At 67.0% G+C, this 21,779-nt stretch carries 15 protein-coding genes and 1 pseudogene; 5 read left to right on the forward strand and 11 right to left on the reverse strand.

Translation table 11 applies throughout. The features are described from left to right. Positions 1–51: 51 nt before the first annotated feature. Together U5805_RS24875 and U5805_RS24880 are read right to left on the reverse strand one after the other, a co-directional pair. Positions 52–4,752 (reverse strand): glutamate synthase-related protein, encoded by a 4,701-nt coding sequence (locus tag U5805_RS24875; RefSeq protein ID WP_322106166.1) that lies wholly within the window; start codon positions 4,750–4,752, stop codon positions 52–54. 650 nt (positions 4,753–5,402) lie between these two features. Next, positions 5,403–6,092 (reverse strand): annotated as a pseudogene (locus U5805_RS24880) (transposase); the annotation flags it as partial. Between the two features lie 188 nt (positions 6,093–6,280). Between U5805_RS24880 and U5805_RS24885 the strand changes: the two are divergent. Together U5805_RS24885 and U5805_RS24890 are read left to right on the forward strand one after the other, a co-directional pair. Continuing rightward, positions 6,281–7,000: an OmpW/AlkL family protein gene (locus tag U5805_RS24885; RefSeq protein ID WP_322106167.1), complete on the forward strand. Its 720-nt coding sequence runs from the start codon at positions 6,281–6,283 to the stop codon at positions 6,998–7,000. Between the two features lie 403 nt (positions 7,001–7,403). Further along, entirely contained in the window at positions 7,404–7,778 is a 375-nt protein-coding gene (locus U5805_RS24890) for a glycine zipper domain-containing protein (protein WP_322106168.1), read from the forward strand. 613 nt (positions 7,779–8,391) lie between these two features. Here U5805_RS24890 and ugpQ read toward each other — a convergent pair. From ugpQ to pilM, 8 genes are all read right to left on the reverse strand, one after another. Further along, the gene (gene ugpQ, locus U5805_RS24895) at positions 8,392–9,162 is read right to left on the reverse strand and encodes a glycerophosphodiester phosphodiesterase (protein ID WP_322106169.1); all 771 of its coding nucleotides are present in this window, start codon (positions 9,160–9,162) and stop codon (positions 8,392–8,394) included. A gap of 116 nt (positions 9,163–9,278) precedes the next feature. Beyond that, entirely contained in the window at positions 9,279–10,508 is a 1,230-nt protein-coding gene (locus U5805_RS24900; protein WP_415914660.1) for a deoxyguanosinetriphosphate triphosphohydrolase, read from the reverse strand. A gap of 39 nt (positions 10,509–10,547) precedes the next feature. Further along, positions 10,548–11,633 (reverse strand): 3-dehydroquinate synthase, encoded by a 1,086-nt coding sequence (gene aroB, locus U5805_RS24905; RefSeq protein WP_322106170.1) that lies wholly within the window; start codon positions 11,631–11,633, stop codon positions 10,548–10,550. 160 nt (positions 11,634–11,793) lie between these two features. Further along, positions 11,794–12,348, reverse strand: a complete 555-nt coding sequence (aroK, locus tag U5805_RS24910) for a shikimate kinase AroK (protein ID WP_322106182.1) — start codon at positions 12,346–12,348, stop codon at positions 11,794–11,796. A 124-nt stretch (positions 12,349–12,472) separates the two neighbouring features. Continuing rightward, positions 12,473–14,053: a type IV pilus secretin PilQ gene (gene pilQ / locus U5805_RS24915; RefSeq protein WP_322106171.1), complete on the reverse strand. Its 1,581-nt coding sequence runs from the start codon at positions 14,051–14,053 to the stop codon at positions 12,473–12,475. Continuing rightward, positions 14,050–14,928, reverse strand: coding sequence for a hypothetical protein (locus tag U5805_RS24920; protein WP_322106172.1), 879 nt, complete (start codon positions 14,926–14,928; stop codon positions 14,050–14,052). Before U5805_RS24920 ends, pilQ begins: the two co-directional genes overlap by 4 nt. After that, on the reverse strand, positions 14,925–15,812 hold the full coding sequence (locus tag U5805_RS24925) for a PilN domain-containing protein (RefSeq protein WP_322106173.1): 888 nt from the start codon (positions 15,810–15,812) through the stop codon (positions 14,925–14,927). The genes U5805_RS24920 and U5805_RS24925 overlap by 4 nt, the downstream gene beginning before the upstream one ends. Further along, entirely contained in the window at positions 15,809–16,813 is a 1,005-nt protein-coding gene (pilM, locus tag U5805_RS24930) for a type IV pilus biogenesis protein PilM (protein ID WP_322106174.1), read from the reverse strand. The genes U5805_RS24925 and pilM overlap by 4 nt, the downstream gene beginning before the upstream one ends. 294 nt (positions 16,814–17,107) lie before the next feature. Here pilM and U5805_RS24935 point away from each other — a divergent pair, with 294 nt between their 5' ends. Continuing rightward, positions 17,108–19,552, forward strand: coding sequence for a penicillin-binding protein 1A (locus U5805_RS24935; protein WP_322106175.1), 2,445 nt, complete (start codon positions 17,108–17,110; stop codon positions 19,550–19,552). A gap of 121 nt (positions 19,553–19,673) precedes the next feature. Here U5805_RS24935 and cyaY read toward each other — a convergent pair whose 3' ends face one another. Next, positions 19,674–19,991 (reverse strand): iron donor protein CyaY, encoded by a 318-nt coding sequence (gene cyaY, locus U5805_RS24940; protein WP_322106176.1) that lies wholly within the window; start codon positions 19,989–19,991, stop codon positions 19,674–19,676. A 53-nt stretch (positions 19,992–20,044) separates the two neighbouring features. Here cyaY and lptM point away from each other — a divergent pair, with 53 nt between their 5' ends. Continuing rightward, on the forward strand, positions 20,045–20,422 hold the full coding sequence (gene lptM, locus U5805_RS24945; RefSeq protein ID WP_415914661.1) for an LPS translocon maturation chaperone LptM: 378 nt from the start codon (positions 20,045–20,047) through the stop codon (positions 20,420–20,422). Between the two features lie 10 nt (positions 20,423–20,432). Next, entirely contained in the window at positions 20,433–21,713 is a 1,281-nt protein-coding gene (gene lysA, locus U5805_RS24950; protein ID WP_322106178.1) for a diaminopimelate decarboxylase, read from the forward strand. The last annotated feature ends 66 nt before the right edge of the window (positions 21,714–21,779 follow it).

Below are 21,779 nucleotides of genomic sequence, written 5' to 3' on the forward strand. Positions count from 1 at the left end.
CGCATCAGTGAGCGCGGCGGGCGCTTCGTCTGTTCAGTCGTCGGCGTGAAATTACGCGGCCAGCTCTTCCTGGTTCGCCTTCTTCGCGCCGATTTCGCCCAGCGCGCGCTTGTATTCCGTCGGGAACACCTTCACGAACTGGCGGCGCGCCGCGTCCCAGTTTTCGAGCAGCGCCTTGGCGCGCGGCGAGCCCGTGAACTGGAAGTGACGCTCGACGAGTCCCTTGAGCAGCGCTTCGTCGGTCTGGCCCGCGTGCCACAGCGCGCGGTCGACCGTGCGTTCCTGTTCGGCCTGTTGCAGCACCGGATCGAGCGCGACCATCGCCTTGTTGCACTTGCCGGCGAACGTGCCTTCGGGGTCGTACACGTAGGCGATGCCGCCCGACATGCCCGCCGCGAAGTTGCGGCCCGTTTCGCCGAGCACGACCACCGTGCCGCCCGTCATGTATTCGCAGCCGTGGTCGCCCGTGCCTTCGACCACCGCCGTCGCGCCCGAGTTACGCACCGCGAAGCGCTCGCCCGCCACGCCGCGCAGGAAGGCTTCGCCTTCGAGCGCGCCGTACATCACCGTGTTGCCGCAGATGATGTTTTCCTCGGACTTGCCGCGGAAGTCGTTGGTCGGACGAATGATGATGCGCCCGCCCGAGAGGCCCTTGCCCACGTAGTCGTTGCCGTCGCCCACGAGATCGAGCGTGATGCCGCGCGCGAGGAACGCGCCGAAGCTCTGGCCCGCCGTGCCCTTCAACTGGATGTGGATCGTGTCTTCCGGCAGGCCGTCGTGGCCGTACTTCTTGGCGACGACGCCCGAAAGCATCGCGCCCACGGTACGGTTCACGTTGCGCACCGGCTGGATGAACGAGACGTGCTCGCCCTTCTCGATCGCGGCGCGCGCCTTGTCGATCAGCGTGTGATCGAGCGCGCGGTCGAGACCGTGATCCTGGGTGTCGACGTGCTTCTTCGCGACTTCGGCGCCCACTTGCGGCTGATAGAACACGCGCGAGAAGTCCAGACCCTTCGCCTTCCAGTGCTCCACGCCGCGGCGCGTGTCGAGCAGATCCGCGCGGCCGACCAGATCGTCGAACTTGCGAATGCCCAGTTGCGCCATGATTTCGCGCACTTCTTCCGCGATGAAGAAGAAGAAGTTGACGACGTGCTCGGGCTGGCCCGAGAACTTCGCGCGCAGCACCGGGTCTTGCGTCGCGACGCCGACCGGGCAGGTGTTCAGGTGGCACTTGCGCATCATGATGCAGCCCTGCACGACGAGCGGCGCCGTCGCGAAGCCGAATTCGTCCGCGCCGAGCAGCGCGCCGATCACCACGTCGCGGCCCGTCTTCATCTGGCCGTCGGCCTGCACGCGAATGCGGCCGCGCAACTGGTTCAGCACCAGCGTCTGCTGCGTTTCCGCGAGACCCAGTTCCCACGGCGTGCCCGCATGCTTGAGCGACGAGAGCGGCGAGGCGCCCGTGCCGCCGTCGTGACCGGCGATCACGACGTGGTCGGCCTTGGCCTTCGCCACGCCGGCCGCCACCGTGCCCACGCCCACTTCCGACACCAGCTTCACCGAAATCGACGAAACCGGGTTCACGTTCTTCAGATCGTGAATCAGTTGCGCGAGGTCCTCGATCGAGTAGATGTCGTGGTGCGGCGGCGGCGAAATGAGGCCCACGCCCGGCACCGAGTAACGCAGCTTGCCGATGTACTCCGAAACCTTGTGGCCCGGCAACTGGCCGCCTTCGCCCGGCTTCGCGCCCTGCGCCATCTTGATCTGGATCTGGTCCGCCGACGACAGGTACTCCGCCGACACGCCAAAGCGGCCCGACGCGACCTGCTTGATCTTCGAGCGCAGCGAGTCGCCGTCCTTCAGCGGGATGTCCTTGACGACTTCCTCGCCGATGATCGAACGCATCGTGTCGCCGTTCTTGATCGGAATGCCGCGCAGTTCGTTGCGGTAGCGCTTCTCGTCCTCGCCGCCTTCACCCGTGTTCGACTTGCCGCCGATACGGTTCATCGCGACCGCCAGCGTGGCGTGCGCTTCCGTGCTGATCGAGCCGAGCGACATCGCGCCCGTCGCGAAGCGCTTGACGATTTCCTTCGCCGGCTCCACGTCGTCGATCGAGATCGCGCGCGCCGGGTCGATGCGGAACTCGAACAGGCCGCGGAACGTCATGTGGCGCTTCGTCTGATCGTTGATCAGATGCGCGTATTCCTTGTACGTCTGATACGAATTGCTGCGCGCCGAATGCTGGAGCTTGGCGATCGCGTCCGGCGTCCACATGTGTTCTTCGCCGCGCACGCGGTACGCGTACTCGCCGCCCGCGTCGAGCATGTTCGCGAGCACCGGGTTGTCGCCGAATGCGTCGCGATGCAGACGAATGGCTTCTTCCGCCACTTCGAACAGGCCGATGCCGCCGACCTTCGAGGCCGTGCCCTTGAAGTACTTGGCGATGAGATCGTCGGCGAGACCGACCGCTTCGAAAATCTGCGCGCCCGTGTACGACATGTACGTGGAGATGCCCATCTTCGACATCACCTTGAGCAGGCCCTTGCCCACCGCCTTGGTGAAGTTGTAGACGGCCTTCTCGGGCGACAGATCGCCCTTCAGGCCCTGCGCCATTTGCGCGAGCGTTTCCATCGCGAGGTACGGATGCACGGCTTCCGCGCCGAAGCCCGCGAGCAGCGCGAAGTGGTGCGTCTCGCGCGCCGCGCCCGTTTCCACGACGAGACCCGTGCTCGTGCGCAGGCCGTGCTGCACGAGGTGCGAGTGGATCGCCGAGGTCGCGAGCAGCGCCGGGATCGCCACGTTGTCGCGGTCCGCGCGGCGGTCCGAGACGATCAGGATGTTGTAGCCCGACTTGACCGCGTCGACGGCTTCGGCGCACAGCGACGCGAGACGCGCCTCGATGCCTTCCTTGCCCCACGCCACCGGATAGCAGATGTTCAGCTCGTAGCTGCTGAACTTGCCGCCCGTGTACTGCTCGATCGCGCGGATCTTGGCGATGTCCTTGAAGTCGAGCACCGGCTGCGACACTTCGAGACGCATCGGCGGGTTGATGTTGTTCGTGTCGAGCAGGTTCGGCTTCGGGCCGATGAACGACACGAGCGACATGACCATGTTCTCGCGGATCGGGTCGATCGGCGGATTCGTGACCTGCGCGAACAGTTGCTTGAAGTAGTTGAAAAGCGTCTTGTTCTTGTTGGACATGACCGCCAGCGGCGAGTCGTTGCCCATCGAGCCCACGGCCTCTTCGCCCGACATCGCCATCGGCGCCATCAGGAACTTGATGTCCTCCTGCGTGTAGCCGAACGCCTGCTGACGGTCGAGCAGCGCGGCGGCTTCGGCGCGCGCCGTGGCCACGTCTTCCGCCTTCGGCTCGATTTCGTCGAGCTTGATGCGCACGGCGTCGATCCAGCTCTTGTACGGCTTCGCGTTCGCGAGGTTGTCCTTGAGTTCCTTGTCGTCGATGATGCGGCCGTGTTCCATGTCGATCAGGAACATCTTGCCCGGCTGCAAACGCCACTTCTTGACGATCTTCGATTCGGGAATGGGCAGCGTGCCCGCTTCCGACGCCATGATGACGAGGTCGTCGTCGGTGACGACATAGCGCGCCGGACGCAGGCCGTTACGGTCGAGCGTCGCGCCGATCTGGCGGCCGTCCGTGAAGGCGATCGCGGCGGGGCCGTCCCACGGCTCCATCATGGCGGCGTGGTATTCGTAGAACGCGCGGCGGTTCTCGTCCATCAGCGTGTGCTGTTCCCACGCTTCCGGGATCATCATCATGACCGCGTGAACGAGCGGATAACCCGCCATCACGAGCAGTTCGAGGCAGTTGTCGAACGAGGCGGTGTCGGACTGGCCCGGGTAGATCAGCGGCCAGAGCTTGGGCAGGTCGTCGCCGAGCACGTGCGAGGCGATCGCGCCGGTGCGCGCGTTCAGCCAGTTGACGTTGCCCTTCACCGTGTTGATCTCGCCGTTGTGGGCGATCATGCGGTACGGGTGAGCCAGTTCCCACGCCGGGAACGTGTTGGTCGAAAAACGCTGGTGTACGAGCGCCAGCGCCGAAACCACGCGCTCGTCCTGGAGGTCGCGGTAGTACACGCCCACCTGGCCGGCGAGCAGCAGGCCCTTGTAGACGATCGTGCGCGCCGAGCACGACGGCACGAAATATTCCTTGCCGTGCTTGAGCTTGAGCGCCTGGATGCGGTGGCTCGCGGTCTTGCGGATGATGTACAGCTTGCGCTCGAGCGCGTCCGTCACCATCACGTCCTTGCCGCGGCCGATAAAGATCTGGCGGATCAGCGGCTCGCTCGCCTTCACCGTGGGCGAGATCGGCATGGCGTGGTCGACCGGCACGTCGCGCCAGCCCAGCACGACCTGGCCTTCGGCGCGCACCGTGCGCTCGAGCTCCTGCTCGCACGCGAGACGCGACGCATGTTCCTTCGGCAGGAAGATCATGCCGACGCCGTACTCGCCGAACGGCGGCAGCGTCACGCCCTGCCGGGCCATTTCCTCGCGATAGAACGCGTCGGGAATCTGGATCAGGATGCCGGCGCCGTCGCCCATCAGCGGGTCGGCGCCCACGGCGCCCCGGTGGTCGAGGTTTTCGAGAATCTTCAGGCCTTGCTGAATGATTTCGTGGCTCTTCTTGCCCTTGATATGGGCGACGAAGCCGACGCCGCAGGCGTCGTGTTCGTTTTGCGGGTCATACAGACCTTGCGCGGCGGGCACCGCGGCGCGCTGCTGGTGATCGTTCATGGGGACACCGTCGAGTAAGGCCGTTTCCGGCCGTTGAATCCATTCTTTTTTACGCCGCGTGCGTGACCGCCGTACGGCGTTGCGGGGCGATACCAGCTTCCCGCGTCATGCGCCCAGGAGAGCCGAAAGGCGAATATACGCGACGAATCAAGGGCATGCAAATAAAACCCGATGATATAACCCTAATTATCGTATTGGTGCATTCAGATGCAATTTTATTGGGGACATATTAAATCAGGGCAAAAGAAAACGGCTTCGAGGAAGCCGTTTTCGGGAGCCTGCCGCCGGTAAATCGTTGATCGAAAAGCGATTCAGTGCGGCCCGTGGCCCGGTTTGTGCTCGCCGTGCGAACCCGGCCCGCCGCTCGCGCCGCCGCCGCCCGAGGCACCCGAAGCGCCCGACGCGCCGCCCGGCGAGCCCGAATGCGTTGTGGAATTGCCACCTTCCGCGTTCGCGGGCTGGGCGCCCGAGCTGACCGGGCCAGCCGCGCCGGAGCCGGGGCTGGAATGAGTGCCGGATGCGTTGCCGTGCGCGGCTTCCTGCGCGGCCGCGTGCGTGCTGCCGTGAATCGGCGTGTGAGCCGCGCCGTGCGCGCCATGCGGCGTGCCCGTTCCCGCGCTGCCCGCCATCGCGCCGCCGCTCCCCGGCGCCTCGCGCACTTTGCGCGGACGCCCGCGCGGCAGCGGAGACACGCGCCGGTTCGCCGTGCGGCCCGCCCACTCGCGATACGTGTCGCCGCCGAGCACCCAGCCCTTGAGCGTCGCTTGCATCAATTGCGAGGTTTCGCGCTCGTCCAGCGGCTGCTCGCAGAGTTCGCGGTACGCGCGCTGACGCTCGAACGGCGTGTTGCCGAGCGCCCAATAGAGCGGATGGTCGGTGATGAGGCTGTCGACGGTGAGCCCGATGTGATGCCGATAGCTCGACCAGCGGTAATCCTCGGGCGCCGCGACGAGATGGTTGCGCACCGGCGCCAGTTCCACGACGCGGCTCGCCAGCAGGAAGAAGCGCTCGCCCTCGATCACCGTGGCGCGGTAGCGTCCTTCCCAAAGCGTGCCGCGGCGCGCGTAACGGCGGTTGAAGTGCGCGACGTAGCGCCTCCCGACCGCCTGCATCGCCTTCGGCAGGCTGGATTCGTCGGACGGGGTGACGAGAAGCTGGACCGCGCCGGGCATGAGCACCCATGCGTGAACCGCCAGATGATGATCTCGCGCCGCAGCCTTCAGACAATCGATGAAAAGCTCGTAATCCTGATCATCGACGAACGCGGGCTGCTGATCGAGTCCGCGCAGGATCACGTGCTGCGGCTGATCGGGGACATAAAGACGTGCAAGCCGTGCCATGCTCGATTTTCCTGGTTCCGTTGGTGAATACCCGCAGACCCGCCAGGCCGCGCCGGCGCTGGTTCTCGCAGGCATGCGGCTTCGGCGGAAAGCTCGCGGCGCTTAGTGAAAAAGCTCTAACGGTCGCGTATGGTTTGTTGCAAACGTTCTGTTCATAATGAGCGGGCCTTTCATGGAGGAGTCTTAATATGAAATTAAAACAGGCGCTGGCGGGAATCGCCGCGCTCGCCAGTATTTCGGCAGCACACGCACAATCGGCCAACACGTTCTACGTCACGACGGGCTGGTTCCGCTTCATGCCTCAAGACAGCAGCGACTCGCTCAAGATTGACAGCGCAGGTGGCGCGCCCGTCAACATGGCGGTGCCGAACACGGGCGCGGACGTGGGATCTTCCGATACCCTCGGCGTCTCGCTCGGTTACTTCGTCACCGATAGCTTCGCCGTGGAAGCCGAACTGGGCATTCCGCCAAAGTTCGATCTTTCCGGCGGCGGCAGTTTCAGCGGTTACGGCAAAGTGGGCGAGGCGCGTCTGTGGAGCCCGGCGCTGCTGTTCAAGTACTACTTCAACAAGCCGGAAGCAAAATTCCGTCCTTACCTCGGCGTGGGCGTCACCTACGCCTGGTTCACCGACGCGCACATCACCAACGGCGCGTTCGAGAACCAGGTCCTTGGGGGTCCGACCAGCACATCGACGGATCGTTCCTGGGCGCCTGTATTCAATGCGGGCTTCAACTACATGTTCACGAAGCACTGGTTCGCCGGCTTCTCGCTTTCCTACATTCCGATCAACGTGATCGCGAAGTTCGATACCACCGTCAACAACCAGCTCGGAACGCGCCGCGTTTCGGAAGCCAAGATCCACCTGAACCCGCTCGTGACGTACCTGAAGGTCGGTTACATGTTCTGAGCGCGCCCGGCTCCGCACGCCCGCCGTGCGGTCCGCCGGATGGCCGGCACGTTCCGGCCTGTCTGCCCGCCCGCTCCTTGCCACGCCTTCGCGGCGCCCGGCGAGGAGCGGCTTCTCCCTTCGCTGCCTGGCTGTCTCCACCGCGCGTCTCCCTGACTCGCATAGGCTTATCCTGATTCTATGCCTCTGCGAAAAAGCGTGCTGTCCCCGTAATCATCTCTTTTTGCCGCATTTTATGAGAAGGCCGCCGCATGGGCGTTTGCGGCCCGATCGCCGGCCACCTTCGAGCTGTCGGGCACCGAAATTGCGCAATACTTCGATCCTGGTTCTCGTGCGCCGCGTCCTTTTTTCATACGCGACGAATGAGCCTTTCACCGGTCTTTTTGACAAAGAGGAGCCGTAAATGAGCGCCTTTCCGAACACGCGAGATGCTCTTGGAGATTCCTGGACGCGCACGGGCAAGCACGCCAAGCGCATTGCGCGCCGTGGCCGCGGCGCCGCCGCCGACATCACCGACGAACTGCGCGAATTGCTCGCCGAACTGGAAACCACGCTAGGAGAAGGCACGCAAGCCGATGCCACGGCGCTGCGCGCCGATCTCCGCAAGCGCCTCGATGCCGCGCGCGAACGCCTGGAAGTGGCGCGCGCCACGGCCCGCGAGCGCACCACGGCGGCCATTTCCAACGCCGACGACTACGTACACACCAACCCGTGGCAATCGCTTGCCATCGTGGGCGGCGTGGCGCTGGTCGTGGGTGCGCTGCTCGCGCGCCGCTAAGTGCGGAGGGAGCGCGCGTCGATGGGCGCTTGATGCGAATAAATCGACAAGCACGCCGATAACGCTGAGAGCGGTTAGCCGACGCGCGCCTGAGAGGCGCGCTGTTCGATCCGCCTGCCGCAAACAAACCGGCAAGCACGCTGATAACGCTGCGAGCGTTAACCGACGCGCGCCTGAGAGGCGCGCTGTTCGAGCGCTTGGTGCGAATAAATCGGCAAGCACGCTGATAACGCTGCGAGCTTCAGCCGACACGCGCTCGAGAGGCGTGCCGTTCGAGCGCCTGTCGCAAACAAACCGGCAAGCAAGCAGATAACACCGCGAGCGTTAGCCGACGCGCGCCCGAGAGGCGTGTCGTTCGAACGCTTGATGTGAAGAAATCGGCAGCACGCCGATAACGCTGCGGGCCTTTGCCGACGCGCGCCAAACAGGCGCGCTGCTCGATCCGCCTCCCGCAAACAAACCGGCAAGCACGCCGATAACGCCGCGAGACTCAGCCGACGCGCGCCCGAGAGAGGCGCGCCGTTCAGCGCCTGCCGCAAACAAACCGCCAAGCAGACCGATAACACCGTGCGCCTTGACCGCCTCGCGCCGCGCCGCGAGGCGTGGTGCGACGTCAGCGTTCGAGTGAATCCAGCGCCCGCGGGCCGATCACGTCGATACGGTCGGTGCAGATCGTGTCGACGCCCCAGCGCACGAGTTCGCGCGCGCGTTCGAGATCGTTGACCGTATAGGCGAGGATGAAAAGCCCCGCCGCCTTGATGCGCGCGACAAGCGCCGCGTCGAGATACCGGTGGCTCGCATGCAGCGACACGCAACCGAGCGCCCCCGTCTGCTCGCGCCAATTCTCCGGCACGCGTTCGTAGAGCAGGCCGCGCGGCAGATCGGGCGCGGCATCCCGCGCGGCCGAAAGCGCCGCGTAGCTAAACGACGACAACAACGGCTTGCTCGACGCGTCCGCGTCCGCGCCCGTTGCCCAAAGCCGGGCCGCTTCCCGCGCGACGAGACGGCCCGTCTCTTCGTCGCGGTTCGCGCACGGCTTGATCTCCACGTTCGCCGCCAGCCCAAGCTCGCGGCAGCACGCCGCGACCTGCGCCAGCGTGGGCATCGGCTCGCCCGCGAATCGCGCGTCGCGCCAACTGCCCGCGTCGAGCGTCGCCAGCGCCGCATAGGGCATGCGCGCGGCCGCGCCGTGCCCGTTCGACGTGCGGTCGACGGTATCGTCGTGCAGCAGGAACACGGTGTTGTCGGCGGCGAGCTTGGCGTCGAACTCGACCATCGTATGACCGAAGCGCGCGCCCGCGCGCAGGCCCGCGAGCGTGTTCTCCGGCGCGAGCGTGCCGCCCCCGCGGTGCGCGGCCACGCGCGGATACGGCCAGGATTTCATCGGCGCCACTCCGGTTTGTGTCATTTCGCGCTATCCATATTTCGATTCAGCCGCATTCCGATCAACCGCTTAAGCGCGTCGACCGCATAACCGCGCCGACAGCAGCCGCGCGCCGCTCAAACGTCGTCGGCCACGACGAAGAGACGCCGGTACTCCTTGAGCGCATAACGGTCCGTCATGCCCGCGATGTAATGCGCGATCAGGCGCGGCTGCGCCTGAGCGTCCGGCGATTGATACGCGGGCGGCAGCAGGCGCGCGTCTTCGGAGAACGCCTCGAACAGCCCCTTCACGACGCGCCGCGCCTTGTTCGCCATGCGCATCACGCGGTAATGGCGGTAGAGATTGCGGTACAGAAAGCGCTTGAGCGCCGCCGCCTGCGCCGCCACGTCCGCACTGTGCGCGACGAGCGGCGGCGCGGCGCGCACGTCGTCGAGCGACCGCGGCGCGTGCGCGGCCAGATTGCGGCGCGTTTGCCCGATCAGATCGACGATCAGCGCGTTGATGATGCGGCGCACCGTTTCGTGGATCAGCCGGCGCCCTTCGATGCGCGGATATTCGGCGCGTGCGGCTTCGTAATGCGTTTGCCACAGCTCGACTTCGGCAAGCTGCTCGATGGTGAGCAGGCCCGAGCGCAGGCCGTCGTCGACGTCGTGATTGTTGTAGGCGATTTCGTCGGCGATATTGGCGATCTGCGCTTCGATCGACGGCTGCCGCCCGAGCAGAAAGCGCTCGCCCAGATCGCCCAGATGCCGCGCATGCTCGCGCGAACAGTGCTTGAGGATGCCTTCGCGCGTTTCGAAGCACAGATTCAGGCCGTCGAACGCGCCGTAATGCTCCTCCAGCTCGTCCACGACCGAGAGGCTTTGCAGGTTGTGCTCGAAGCCGCCGTGCTCGCGCATGCACTCGTTGAGCGCGTCCTGACCCGCATGACCGAACGGCGTATGGCCGAGATCGTGCGCGAGCGAAATCGCCTCGACGAGATCCTCGTTCACGTGCAGGTTGCGGGCCACCGAACGGGCGATCTGCGCGACTTCGAGACTGTGCGTGAGGCGCGTGCGAAACAGGTCGCCCTCGTGATTCACGAACACCTGCGTCTTGTATTCGAGGCGGCGAAACGCCGTCGAATGCACGATGCGGTCGCGGTCGCGCTGAAACTCGCTGCGCGCGGCGGGCGGCGGCTCGGGATAGCGGCGGCCGCGCGACCGCGCGCTATGCGCGGCATACGGCGCGAGCCCGGCGTCGAACGCATCGGGCGTTTCGGCGGACGCGCCGAATTGCGGATCGAAACGCTCGCCGGCGCGCTCGCCCGATACGTCACTGCGGAAATCACTGCGGGTGTCGCTCACACCGTTTCCTCCGCGAAGTTGGTGGACGGCGTTGCGGCCTCAGTCCTGCCCGACCGTGGCGGCAAGCGTTGCCTGCACGGTTTCGTCGGGCGCACGGCCGATGTGCGTTTGGCCGAACTGCTTGAGCAGGATGAACTTGATCGCGCCGCCCTCGGCCTTCTTGTCGACCTGCATCAGTTCGACATAGCGGTTGGCGCCGAGCGCGGGCGCGCGCACCGGCAGCTTTGCCGCTTCGATCACGCGCACGAGCCGCGCGCGCGACGCTTCGTCGAGCATGCCCACGCGCACCGAAAGATCGGCCGCCATCACCATGCCGCAGCCGACGGCCTCGCCGTGCAGCCACTCGCCGTAGCCAAGCCCGGCTTCGATCGCGTGGCCGAACGTGTGGCCGAAGTTGAGAATCGCGCGCAGGCCGCCTTCGCGCTCGTCGGCGGCCACCACGGACGCCTTGATCTCGCACGAACGCTTGACCGCGTGCGCGAGCGCTTCGGGCTCGCAGCGGTTGAGCGATTCGACGTTGGCTTCGATCCAGTCGAAAAATGCGGCGTCGGCGATGGCGCCGGTCTTGATGACTTCGGCCACGCCGGCCGCCAGTTCGCGCTCCGGCAGCGTGGCGAGCGCGCCGATGTCGGCGATCACGGCCTGCGGCTGGTAGAACGCGCCGATCATGTTCTTGCCGAGCGGGTGATTGATGCCGGTCTTGCCGCCCACCGAGGAATCGACCTGCGAAAGCAGCGTGGTGGGCACCTGGATGAACGGCACGCCGCGCATGTAGCAGGCGGCCGCGAAACCGGTCATGTCGCCCGTCACGCCGCCGCCCAGCGCGATGAGCGTGGTCTTGCGGTCGGCGCGCGCGGTGAGCAGCGCGTCGAAAATCTCGTTGAGCGTTTCCCAGTTCTTGTGCGCCTCGCCGTCGGGCAGCACGACCGTGTTCACGTCCTTGCCGAGCGGCGCGAGCGCGGCGCGCAGCGTCTCGCCGTAGAGCGGATCGACAACGGTGTTGGTCACGATCGTCACCGACTTTCCGCCGATGTGCGGGGCGAAAAGTTCGGTCTGCCCGATAAGACCCGAGCCGATGTGGATGGGATAGGCGCGGTCGCCCAGTTCGACGTTGACGGTAATCATGCTCACGATCTTTGAGAGTTTCCGGTGCTGCGTAGTTGAATCGACCCGCTGCCGCTGCGTTGTTGCTCGCGCCTGCTTCTCCTGCGTGCCCGCTTTCGTGCGCTTGTGCTCGCTTGTGCTCGCTTGTGCTCGCTTGTGCGCGATGGTGCGTGCTTTGTGCTTACTCGCGCGTGGCGGCGCGCACGACGCCGGCCATGTCGAGCTGCATCAGCACCATGTTGACGAGTCCGTTGACGGACGGGCGGCCCGTTTCGATCACGAAGTCGGCGATTTCGCGGTAAAGCGGGTCGCGCGCCTCGTAGAGCGCTTCGAGCCGCGCTTTCGGGTCTTCCGTCTGCAACAGCGGACGGTTCTTGTCGCGCCTCGTGCGCAACCACAAATCGTGCGGATGCGCGCGCAAATAAACGACGAAGCCGCGCGCCTTGAGCGCCGCGCGGTTTTCGGGCCGCAGCACCGCGCCGCCGCCGGTGGCGAGTACGATGCCGTCGCGCCCCGTCAGCTCCTCGATCATCTGGGCTTCGCGGTCGCGAAAACCCGCCTCGCCTTCGAGTTCGAAGATCACAGGGATGCGCGCGCCGGTGCGCGCTTCGATCTCGTGATCGGAATCGAGGAACGGACGCTCCAGCCGGCGCGCGACGGCCCGGCCCACGGTCGTCTTGCCGGCGCCCATGAGCCCTACGAAAAATACATTGGCGTTTGCGTCCCGCACTTGCAGCGTTTCCTACGAAAGGTTGGTGCCGCAGCTTACTGGCAAAGCGGCGGCGTTGTCGAGCCTGCGGCCACGGCGTTCCGGCCCCGTCTCACGCGGGCCGGAGCCCGGCGGCGCTCACCAACCGGGGTCAATTCGGCTCCACGACGCGCGGCGTGATGAATACGACCAGTTCGCTGCGCTTGTCGCGGTGCGCGCGATGCGAAAAAAGCGCGCCCAAAACCGGTATTTTGCCCAGGAGCGGCACACGCGTCACATCATCGCGGTCGTCGGTGGCGTCGATACCGCCGATCGACACCGTTCCGCCGTCCTCGATTTCCACCCGCGTCTGCACGTGTTTGGTGTTGATCGCAGGCCCGGCGGCGGTCTGCTCGCCCACGCTGTCCTTGGCCACGTCGAGGTCGAGAATCACGCGGCCGTCGGGCGTGATCTGCGGCTCCACTTCGAGCTTGAGGCTCGCGCGCCGGAACTGCACGCCCGACACGCCCTGCCCGACCTTTGCTTGATACGGCAACTCCGTGCCCTGTTCGACCACCGCCTTGATGCGGTCGGCGGTGACGACGCGCGGGCTGGACACCACGCGCCCGCGCCCTTCCGCTTCGAGCGCGCTCAACTGGATGTCGAGCAGGCGCGTGGCGCGTGCCGCCAGCAGCGTAAGGCCGATTTGCGCCGCCTCGAAACCCGAAAGCGGTCCCGCCGCGAGGTCGTAGGCGTTGCCTCCGGCGCCCGCGTTGAGGCCGCGCGCACCGTCGGCGTTCACGGGCGTCACGCCCAGCCGCACGCCGAGTTCGCGCGACAGGCCTTCATCGCCTTCGACGATGCGCGCCTCGATCAACACCTGGCGCGCGGGCGCGTCGAGCCGCCGCACGAGTTCGCCGATCTCGTCGAGCCGCGCGGGCAAGTCGGTGACGAACAGCAAATTCGTGCGCGCATCCGCAACGGCTGCGCCGCGTCGGGACAGCGCGCGCTGCGTGCCCGAACCGGTGAGCAGCCGCCGCACGTCCTCGGCTCGCGCATATTGCAGTTCGAACGCGCGGCTCGCGAGCGGTTCGAGTTCGGCGGCGCGCGCATGCGCCTCGTAGCGCTGGCGCTCGCGCGCCGCCAGCTCGGCCGCGGGTGCGATCCACAGCACGTCGCGCATGCGCGACATCGCCAGCCCGTTCGATTCGAGCAGCAAATCGAACGCGGTGCGCCACGGCACGCTCTCGAGCCGCAGCGTGACCTGGCCGCGCACACGCTCGCTCGCGACGATATTGAGTTTCGTGAATTGCGCGAAGGCGTGCAGCACGGCGCCGATCTCGGCACGCTGGAAATCGAGCGTGATCGGCCGGTCGGGCGGCAAGCCGTCGGTTTTCGCCGATGCATCGCTCAGACGCGGCGTGGGCGTCATCGGCACAGGCGGGCCTTCGAGCGGCGCGTCGCCGGCGATTTCTTTTTGCTGCGCGGACGCATTGGCGGACTTCGCGGCGCCGGCCTCCTGCGTTGGGTCTTCGGTCGCGCCCGCGCTCGAGAAGGGATTCGCGACCGATTGGGTTTGCGCCGCCGCGCCCGCCCCGGTTTCCATGCCTTCCGGCAACGGCGGCGCTTCGTAACGCGCCACCGCGCGGGAAATTGGCGCCCAGGCGGGTTGCGGCAGCGGCACCGAAGCCAGCGCCGCCGCGCCGCCCGTCATGCACACGAGGCCACCGACGATCCAACGGGTTATCGTCATTTCGCCGCCTCCTGCCATGCGAGCGTCTGTGTCGCGCCGCCCGCCGCGATCACGACGCGTCTCGCATCGACGCTCGTCACACGGCCGCCCGCGATGGCGTCGCCGGCCTGCGCGGCCACGACGCCATCGGGCGTTTCCAGCAATGCGACGGCGCGACGCCGGTCCGTCAACAGGCCCGCGAGCCGCCACTGCGCTTGGGATGCCGATGCCGCGAGCGCCGGCGCGAACGGGTCCTGCGGCGCGCGGCGCGCCGCGAAAGCCGGGGCCGCCATCTCCGAAGCCGGCACAGCCGCAGAAGCGGGCGGCAACGAATCGAAAAACCGCAAGGTCGCCGAAATCGCGAGCGTTTCGCCGTTGCGCCGGATCGCAAGTTCGGATGGCGCGGTCAGCGACGGCTCGCGCGCGAGCGCTTCGAGCAGGCTGCGCAGCGACGCGAAGCCGCCCTGCGCGCCGAGCTTCATCGACCGGAACGCCTCCGCTTTGGAGCCGCCCGATGCGTCCGGCTCGAGCATTTGCAGCGCGAGGCCCGCTTCGGCGGCGAGTTGCGAGACGCGGCGAATGTCGTCGGCGGCATTGCCTGCATGCGGCGCGTGAAATGCCGATCGCGCGAGTTCCGCCCGCAGCGCGGGCAGGCGCGAGAGCGCGCGGTGCGCATCGGCGTGCTGCTGACGGGCTGCGGCCAATGCGCTGCGCGCCGCGCCCACGCCAAGCGGATCGCCGGCAAGGCAAGCCGCGCTCGCCGCCGTCGCCGCGATCACGCCGATCGCCATCGCAACCAGCAAACGACGGCGCGCGCTCCACGCATGCACCGTCAACCAGCCGCGCCACGCATCGGCCGATGCGCCCGTGCGAGCGGAAGTCGCGAGCGTGCTCATTTCGCCTCCTTTGCCGGCGCAACGCGCCGCGCGCGCGGTCCGCGCGCCGCATCGCCCGAAACTGGCGCGCTCGCGCCTTTCCAGACGAGATGCGCGGCCACGCGAATCGGCTCGTTGTTGGGCAACGCGGACAGCCTCGACGAAGCGGAAGAACCGGACAAAGCGGACAACGCGGACGAAGCGGAAGAACGGGACGAAGCGGACAAGGCGGACGAAGCAGACAAAGCGGAAGAAGCGGACAAAACCGGCAAAGGCGGACGCGCCCCGCTCACAGGCGTGCCGCGCTTGAGTTCGCGCACGCTCACCGTCTCGACTTCCGGCAACGCGCGCAAACGGCCGAGCCACGCGGCGACGGCCGTTTCGTCGGCGGCGCTGGCTTGCAGATCGGTTTCGTCGGCTGATTGCGTGAGCTGCTGCAAGCCGACGCCCGGCGGCACGTCGCGCGCGAGCGCATCGGCAAGCGCGAAAAAGTGCGCCGTCGTGCGCGCGTGCTGCTGCGCGAGCCGTGCGGCGACGCGTCGCGTTTCTGCTTCGCGTGCAAGGCGCGACGCCTCGGCAAGCGGCGTGCGCGACTGCGCGAGCGACAGTTCGAGCGCCGCGCGTTGCGCATCGAGCGAATGCCGTTCGAGCGCCTGCCAAAGCAGCACGCCGAGCGCGCACACGCAGCCCGCCAGCGCTGCCGCGAGCCATTCGAGCGTGCGCAGGCGGCGCAGCCGCTGGATCGCGCGCGGCCGCCACGGCAGCAAATTGAACCCGCCCGGCGCGCGGCGCGCGAACGGGCGCCGGGTGCCCGGAGCGTCGGAACCGCCCGAAGCACTTGAAGCACTTGAAGCGCCCGAAGCGCCCGAAGCGCGGAAAGTGCGCACCGCGAGCGCGCCCGTCATTCGCTCACCCCGCGCAATGCAAGCCCGAACGCCACGGCGCACGCCGGATCGTGCAGCATGGATGCCATGAGCGGCCGTTCGATATCGGCAAGCGGCCCGCATTCGAACGGCAGCACCGGCGCGCCCAGCGCATCGCCGATATCGGCCAGCGAGAAGTTCACGCCGCGCAGCACCGCGATATCGCCCGCGACCTGCACGCATCCGGCTTGCCGGCCGCCCGCGAGGTCGCGCAACGCCTCGACCAGATCGGCATGTTCGAGCGCGGGAAAGCGCATCTCGCGCACCACCGAATCGTCGACGAGATACCAGCCGTACACGCCTTCCTGGCCGATCCAGAGCGCAACCCACGGTTCGAGCGGCGGCAGTTCGTACGCCGCCGCGTGGCGCATCGCGCGCAGCGCGGCGTGCGCTTCGTCGTCCACGGTGCGCAGCGTGATGCCTGCCATCGCCGCGCATTCGATGCGGGCCTCGAGATGCTGGCGCGCGGTGGCGGCGATGGTCACCTGCGCCTCATGCGAGGACATGGCGAGCGGCCCGCCTTCCCCTGCGCCGCCCACGCTCCAGTCCACCGCGAGTTCGCCGCGTTCGACGCCGGCCACGCGCTCGGCCTCGGCGAGCACGAGCGGCTCCAGTTCGGCATGCAGGCCGGAGTGGTCGGCATCGACGCAAATCTTGGGGGCAAGGCGCGCGAGCGGCACCGTGGAAACCAGCGTGGCGCTCGTGGGCAACGCCATCGCGCAGCGCAGGGACGCCGCCGCGCACGCGCGCGGCAACTCGCTGAACACGCCGCGCAGCGCCTCCACCACCGCCGCGCGGTCGACGATTTCGGCGGCCGCCATTGCCTCGCGCGCGAGCGGCGCGCTTGCCAGCCATTCGAGCCGCAGCGGCCCCGCACCCACGATGCGCTGGCTCACCACCACGAGCGTGACGCCGCGCGCGGCGAGGTCCAGCCCCGCGGCGTAGCGGCGCGCCCCCAACAACATCGGACTTGCGAATTCCATCGCCATTCGTTTTCTCCCTTGCGCATCGCGCTGCGAACCGCGCGACGAACCGTTCGCCGCGTGTCGATGGGGAAATTGTGCGAATGGGCGCCCCGCGCGAATACTCGTCCGAATGGCTAACGTCGGGGCAAAACGCCGGCGCGGCGCTACCCACGCGCGAGGGCCGCGTCTACAGTGCGGATATCGTGTCTCATCGCGCGGCGGGGTTCGGCTCACACGCCGCGAATGTAAGCATCTCGAAAGCCCGCGGACACTCGGCGGCTATAATCGCGGGACTGTTTTTCTGGTGTTCGTATGCAAGATCCGCATCCTTCCTCCGTTCCGCCGTCCGCGCCGCCCCCGCCACCGCGCAAGCCGAAGCGGAGCAGGCGCTCGTGGCTGGCCACGCTTCTGATCGGCTTCGCCGGCCTGATCGTGGCCGGTCTCGTGTGCGTCGCGCTCGTGCTGGGCTACGCGCTCGTCGTCGCCACGCCGAACCTGCCTTCGCTCGACGCGCTCACCGACTACCGGCCGAAGGTGCCGCTGCGCATCTACACGCGCGATCACGTGCTGATCGGCGAATTCGGCGAGGAACGGCGCGACATCGTGCATTTCCAGGACGTGCCGGCCAACCTCAAGAACGCGATTCTCGCGATCGAGGACGCGCGCTTCTACGACCACGGCGGCGTCGATCTCGCGGGCATCGCGCGCGCGGGTTTCGTCGCGCTCACCGCCGGCCATGCCACGCAGGGCGCGAGCACGATCACGATGCAGGTGGCGCGCAACTTCTTTCTTTCGAGCGAAAAGACCTACACGCGCAAGATTTACGAGATGCTCCTCGCCTACAAGATCGAGTCGAAGCTCTCGAAGGATCAGATTCTCGAGGTCTACATGAATCAGATCTATCTCGGCCAGCGCGCGTATGGCTTCGCGAGCGCCGCGCGGGTCTATTTCGGAAAGGATCTGAAAGATCTCACGCTCGCCGAATGCGCGATGCTCGCCGGGCTGCCGAAAGCGCCTTCGGCCTACAACCCGGTCGTCAATCCGAAGCGCGCGAAGGTGCGCCAGGAATACATCCTCGAACGCATGCTGGAGCTGGGCTACATCACGCGCGCGCAGTACGACGCGGCCGCGGCGCAGCCGCTCGTGGTCAAGGGCGCGGGCAAGGAATTCAGCGTCCACGCCGAATACGTGGCCGAAATGGTGCGCCAGATGATGTACGCGCAGTACCACGAGGAGGCGTACACGCGCGGGCTGAACGTCGTCACGACGATCGACTCGGCGGATCAGGACGTCGCTTATCACGCGCTGCGCAAGGGCTTGATGGACTACGAGCGCCGCCACGGCTACCGCGGCCCCGAAGCGTTCATCGACCTGCCCACCGACGCCGACGACCGCGAGCAGGCCATCGACGACGCGCTCGTCGAGCATCCCGACAACGGCGAACTCGTGGCGGCCGTCGTGACCGCCGCGAATCCGAAAGAGGTGCGCGCCACCTTCATGGACGGCAACAACGCGAGCATCGTCGGCGACGGGCTGCGTTTCGTGCAGTTCGCGCTGAGCCCGCGCGCGCAGCCCTCGCAGCGCATACGGCCGGGCGCGATCATTCGCGTCGCGCGCAACAACGCGGGTGAATGGTCGATCACGCAATTGCCGCAGATCGAAGGCGCGTTCATCTCGGTCGTGCCGCAGGACGGCGCGATCCGCGCGCTCGTGGGCGGCTTCGACTTCAACAAGAACAAGTTCAACCACGTCACGCAGGCGTGGCGGCAGCCGGGTTCGAGCTTCAAGCCGTTCATCTATTCGGCGTCGCTCGACAAGGGGCTCGGGCCGGCCACGGTCATCAACGACGCGCCGCTTTTCTTCAGCGCCGCCGAAACGGGCGGCCAGGCGTGGGAGCCGAAGAACTACGGCGGCGGCTTCGACGGCCCGATGAGCATGCGCACGGCGCTCATGAAGTCGAAGAATCTCGTGTCGATCCGCATCCTCAACCATATCGGCACGAAGTACGCGCAGCAGTACATCACGCATTTCGGCTTCGACGCCGAGCGGCACCCGGCTTATCTGCCGATGGCGCTGGGCGCGGGCCTCGTCACGCCGCTCCAGATGGCCACCGGCTACGCCGTGTTCGCGAACGGCGGCTATCGCGTGAACCCGTATCTGATCGCCGAAGTCACCGACCAGCGCGGCATGGTGGTCGCGCTGGCGCAGCCGCTCGTCGCGGAGCAAAACGCGCCGCGCGCGATCGATCCGCGCAACGCGTACATCATGAACAGCCTGTTGCAGAGCGTCGCGCAGCGCGGCACGGGCGCGAAGTCAAACGTCCTCAAACGCACCGATCTGGGCGGCAAGACCGGCACGACCAACGACTCGCGCGACGCCTGGTTCGCGGGCTATCAGCACACGCTCGCGGCCATTGCGTGGATCGGCTACGACAATCCGCGCAGTCTCGGCGACAAGGAAACCGGCGGCGGCCTCGCGCTGCCCGTGTGGATCGACTACATGCAGAAAGCGCTCGCGGGCGTGCCCGACTACAAGATGCCGATGCCGGACGGCATCGTCTCGCTCGGCGACGAGCTGTATTACGCCGACGCCGTGCCGGGCCACGGTTTCGTTTCGACGGTCGGCATCAGCCAGGCGGCGCTCGAGTCGGCCAACAGCGGCTCGGGCGCGTCGGGCGCGCCCGCTCAGCCGCCCGCGCCGGAGCAGGTCGGCGCGAAGGAGAAAGAGGACATCATGAATCTGTTCCGCGGGCATTGACACCGCGGGCGGTCGATAAAAATAAAAAAACGGCCGATAAAAAACGGGCGCCGCTCTCACTCCCGCAAGCGGCGCCCGTTTTTGCCTTGCGGCGCGCGTTACCGCGCGGGCATGGCGTGAATCAAGGCTCGAAGCGCACCGGCTCGCCCGCCTGCTCCGTGGCGTAGGCCGTGAGCGCCGAGAAAAATTCGGTGCCCGTGCGCGTGTCGCGCCATTCGCCTTCGATCCAGCGATAGTGGAAACCGCCCGCTTTCGCGGCGATCCAGATCTCGCTCATCGGCGGTTGCAGGTTCACGATGATCTTCGTGCGATTCTCGAATTCGAGCGTGAGAACGTTGCCGCTGCGCTCGAGTTCGATGTCCGCGTCGGACTCGTCGACGGCCCGCTCAACGGCCGCCAGCACGGCCTCCGCGCGGCTCAGGTAGTCACTGTCTGGCATGCTAAACTCCACCGGTTAATCATTCAGGGACCATTATGCGTGTCATTTCCAGGATGCGCGCGGCGGCGCGCGGCGCTTCTTCGGCACGCCGCGAGACATCCCTCGGTAGTTCCCGCGTTGTGAAGCCCCGCGCGATTCTAGCCGCTTTTGCCGTGAGCGCCATGGCCGCCGCGGCGCTGGCCGGCTGCGGTCAGCGCGGCCCGCTCTACATGCCGGCCGTGCCGCCGCTGCCCGCCAAGCCCAGCTACGAAAGCGCGCCGCAACCGGCGTCCGCGCCCGAAGCCGCTTCGGAACCCGTGGGCTCCGTGCCCGACACCAGCGGCACGCCGCTCTCGCTTTCGCCGGACTCCGAGCTGAATTCCGTGCCCGCCGACCATGGATCGGATCAGCCGGGTTCGCAGCCCGCCTCCGGCGCCACGCCAAACCCGTAAAACCGTTCGCATGACCGATTCCGCTTCCCCCGCTTTTCACCGTGAAAACGGCGCGCTCTTCGTCGAAGGCGTGCCGGCGGCCGATCTCGCCGCCCGGTTCGGCACGCCGCTCTACGTCTACTCGCGCGCGGCGCTCACCGCCGCATGGCACGCCTATGCCGACGCCTGCGCGGGCCGCCGCGCGAAAGTTCACGTCGCCGTGAAAGCGAACAGCAATCTCGCCGTGCTCAACCTGTTCGCGCGCGAAGGCGCGGGCTTCGACATCGTCTCCGCCGGCGAACTCGCGCGCGTGCTCGCGGCAGGCGGCAAGGCGCGGGACGTGGTGTTCTCGGGCGTCGGCAAAACGGCGCGCGAAATGCGCGAGGCGCTCGAAGCGGGCGTGAAGTGCTTCAACGTCGAGTCGATTCCCGAACTCGACCGCCTGAACGAAGTGGCGGGGCAGCTCGGCAAGCACGCGCCGGTTTCGCTGCGCGTGAATCCGGACGTCGATCCGAAAACGCATCCGTACATTTCCACGGGCCTGAAGGCGAACAAGTTCGGCGTGGCGTTCGACGAGGCGCGCGCGACTTACCGCGCCGCCGCCGCCATGCCGAATCTGGACGTGGTGGGCATCGACTGCCATATCGGCTCGCAGATCACCGAAATCTCGCCGTATCTCGACGCCATCGACAAGCTGCTCGAACTCGTCGATCAGATCGAGGCCGACGGCACGAGCATTCGTCATATCGACGTGGGCGGCGGCCTCGGCATTCGCTACGACGACGAAACGCCGCCCGATATCGGCGAATTCGTGCGCACGGTGCTCGATCGCATCGAGGCGCACGGCGCGAAAACGGGCAAGGCGCGCGAAGTGTATTTCGAGCCGGGCCGCTCGCTCGTCGGCAACGCGGGCATTCTGCTCACGACCGTCGAGTTCCTCAAGCCGGGCGCGGAAAAGAACTTCGCGATCGTCGACGCCGCGATGAACGACCTCGCGCGCCCCGCGATGTACGACGCGTATCACGCGATCGAACCGGTGGTCGAACGCGCGTCCGAGGCGCAAACCTACGACGTGGTCGGCCCCGTGTGCGAAAGCGGCGACTGGCTCGGCCGCGCGCGCGCGCTGGCCATCGTTCCGGGCGACGTGCTCGCGATCCGCTCGGCGGGCGCCTATGGCTTCGTGATGAGCTCGAACTACAACACGCGCGCCCGCGCGGCGGAAATCATGGTCGACGGCACGCGCGTACACGTCGCGCGCGAACGCGAAGAGGTCGCGCAACTATTCGCGGGCGAGCGCGTGCTGCCGGACTGAGCGGCGTTTGATCGCCCTCGCGCTGCTTCTCGCGCGAACGAAAAAGCGACGCTCGATGCGTCGCTT

The organism is Paraburkholderia sp. J41, from assembly GCF_905220235.1.
Taxonomy (GTDB): Bacteria; Pseudomonadota; Gammaproteobacteria; order Burkholderiales; family Burkholderiaceae; genus Paraburkholderia.

What these genes read in the sequence shown, in the direction of transcription:
- U5805_RS24875 (WP_322106166.1), bottom strand. Translation starts at nt 4,752, where the DNA reads ATGAACGATCACCAGCAGCGCGCCGCGGTGCCCGCCGCGCAAGGTCTG.
- U5805_RS24885 (WP_322106167.1), top strand. Translation starts at nt 6,281, where the DNA reads ATGAAATTAAAACAGGCGCTGGCGGGAATCGCCGCGCTCGCCAGTATT.
- U5805_RS24890 (WP_322106168.1), top strand. Translation starts at nt 7,404, where the DNA reads ATGAGCGCCTTTCCGAACACGCGAGATGCTCTTGGAGATTCCTGGACG.
- ugpQ (WP_322106169.1), bottom strand. Translation starts at nt 9,162, where the DNA reads ATGAAATCCTGGCCGTATCCGCGCGTGGCCGCGCACCGCGGGGGCGGC.
- aroB (WP_322106170.1), bottom strand. Translation starts at nt 11,633, where the DNA reads ATGATTACCGTCAACGTCGAACTGGGCGACCGCGCCTATCCCATCCAC.
- pilQ (WP_322106171.1), bottom strand. Translation starts at nt 14,053, where the DNA reads ATGACGATAACCCGTTGGATCGTCGGTGGCCTCGTGTGCATGACGGGC.
- U5805_RS24920 (WP_322106172.1), bottom strand. Translation starts at nt 14,928, where the DNA reads ATGAGCACGCTCGCGACTTCCGCTCGCACGGGCGCATCGGCCGATGCG.
- U5805_RS24925 (WP_322106173.1), bottom strand. Translation starts at nt 15,812, where the DNA reads ATGACGGGCGCGCTCGCGGTGCGCACTTTCCGCGCTTCGGGCGCTTCG.
- pilM (WP_322106174.1), bottom strand. Translation starts at nt 16,813, where the DNA reads ATGGAATTCGCAAGTCCGATGTTGTTGGGGGCGCGCCGCTACGCCGCG.
- U5805_RS24935 (WP_322106175.1), top strand. Translation starts at nt 17,108, where the DNA reads ATGCAAGATCCGCATCCTTCCTCCGTTCCGCCGTCCGCGCCGCCCCCG.
- cyaY (WP_322106176.1), bottom strand. Translation starts at nt 19,991, where the DNA reads ATGCCAGACAGTGACTACCTGAGCCGCGCGGAGGCCGTGCTGGCGGCC.
- lptM (WP_415914661.1), top strand. Translation starts at nt 20,045, where the DNA reads ATGCGCGCGGCGGCGCGCGGCGCTTCTTCGGCACGCCGCGAGACATCC.
- lysA (WP_322106178.1), top strand. Translation starts at nt 20,433, where the DNA reads ATGACCGATTCCGCTTCCCCCGCTTTTCACCGTGAAAACGGCGCGCTC.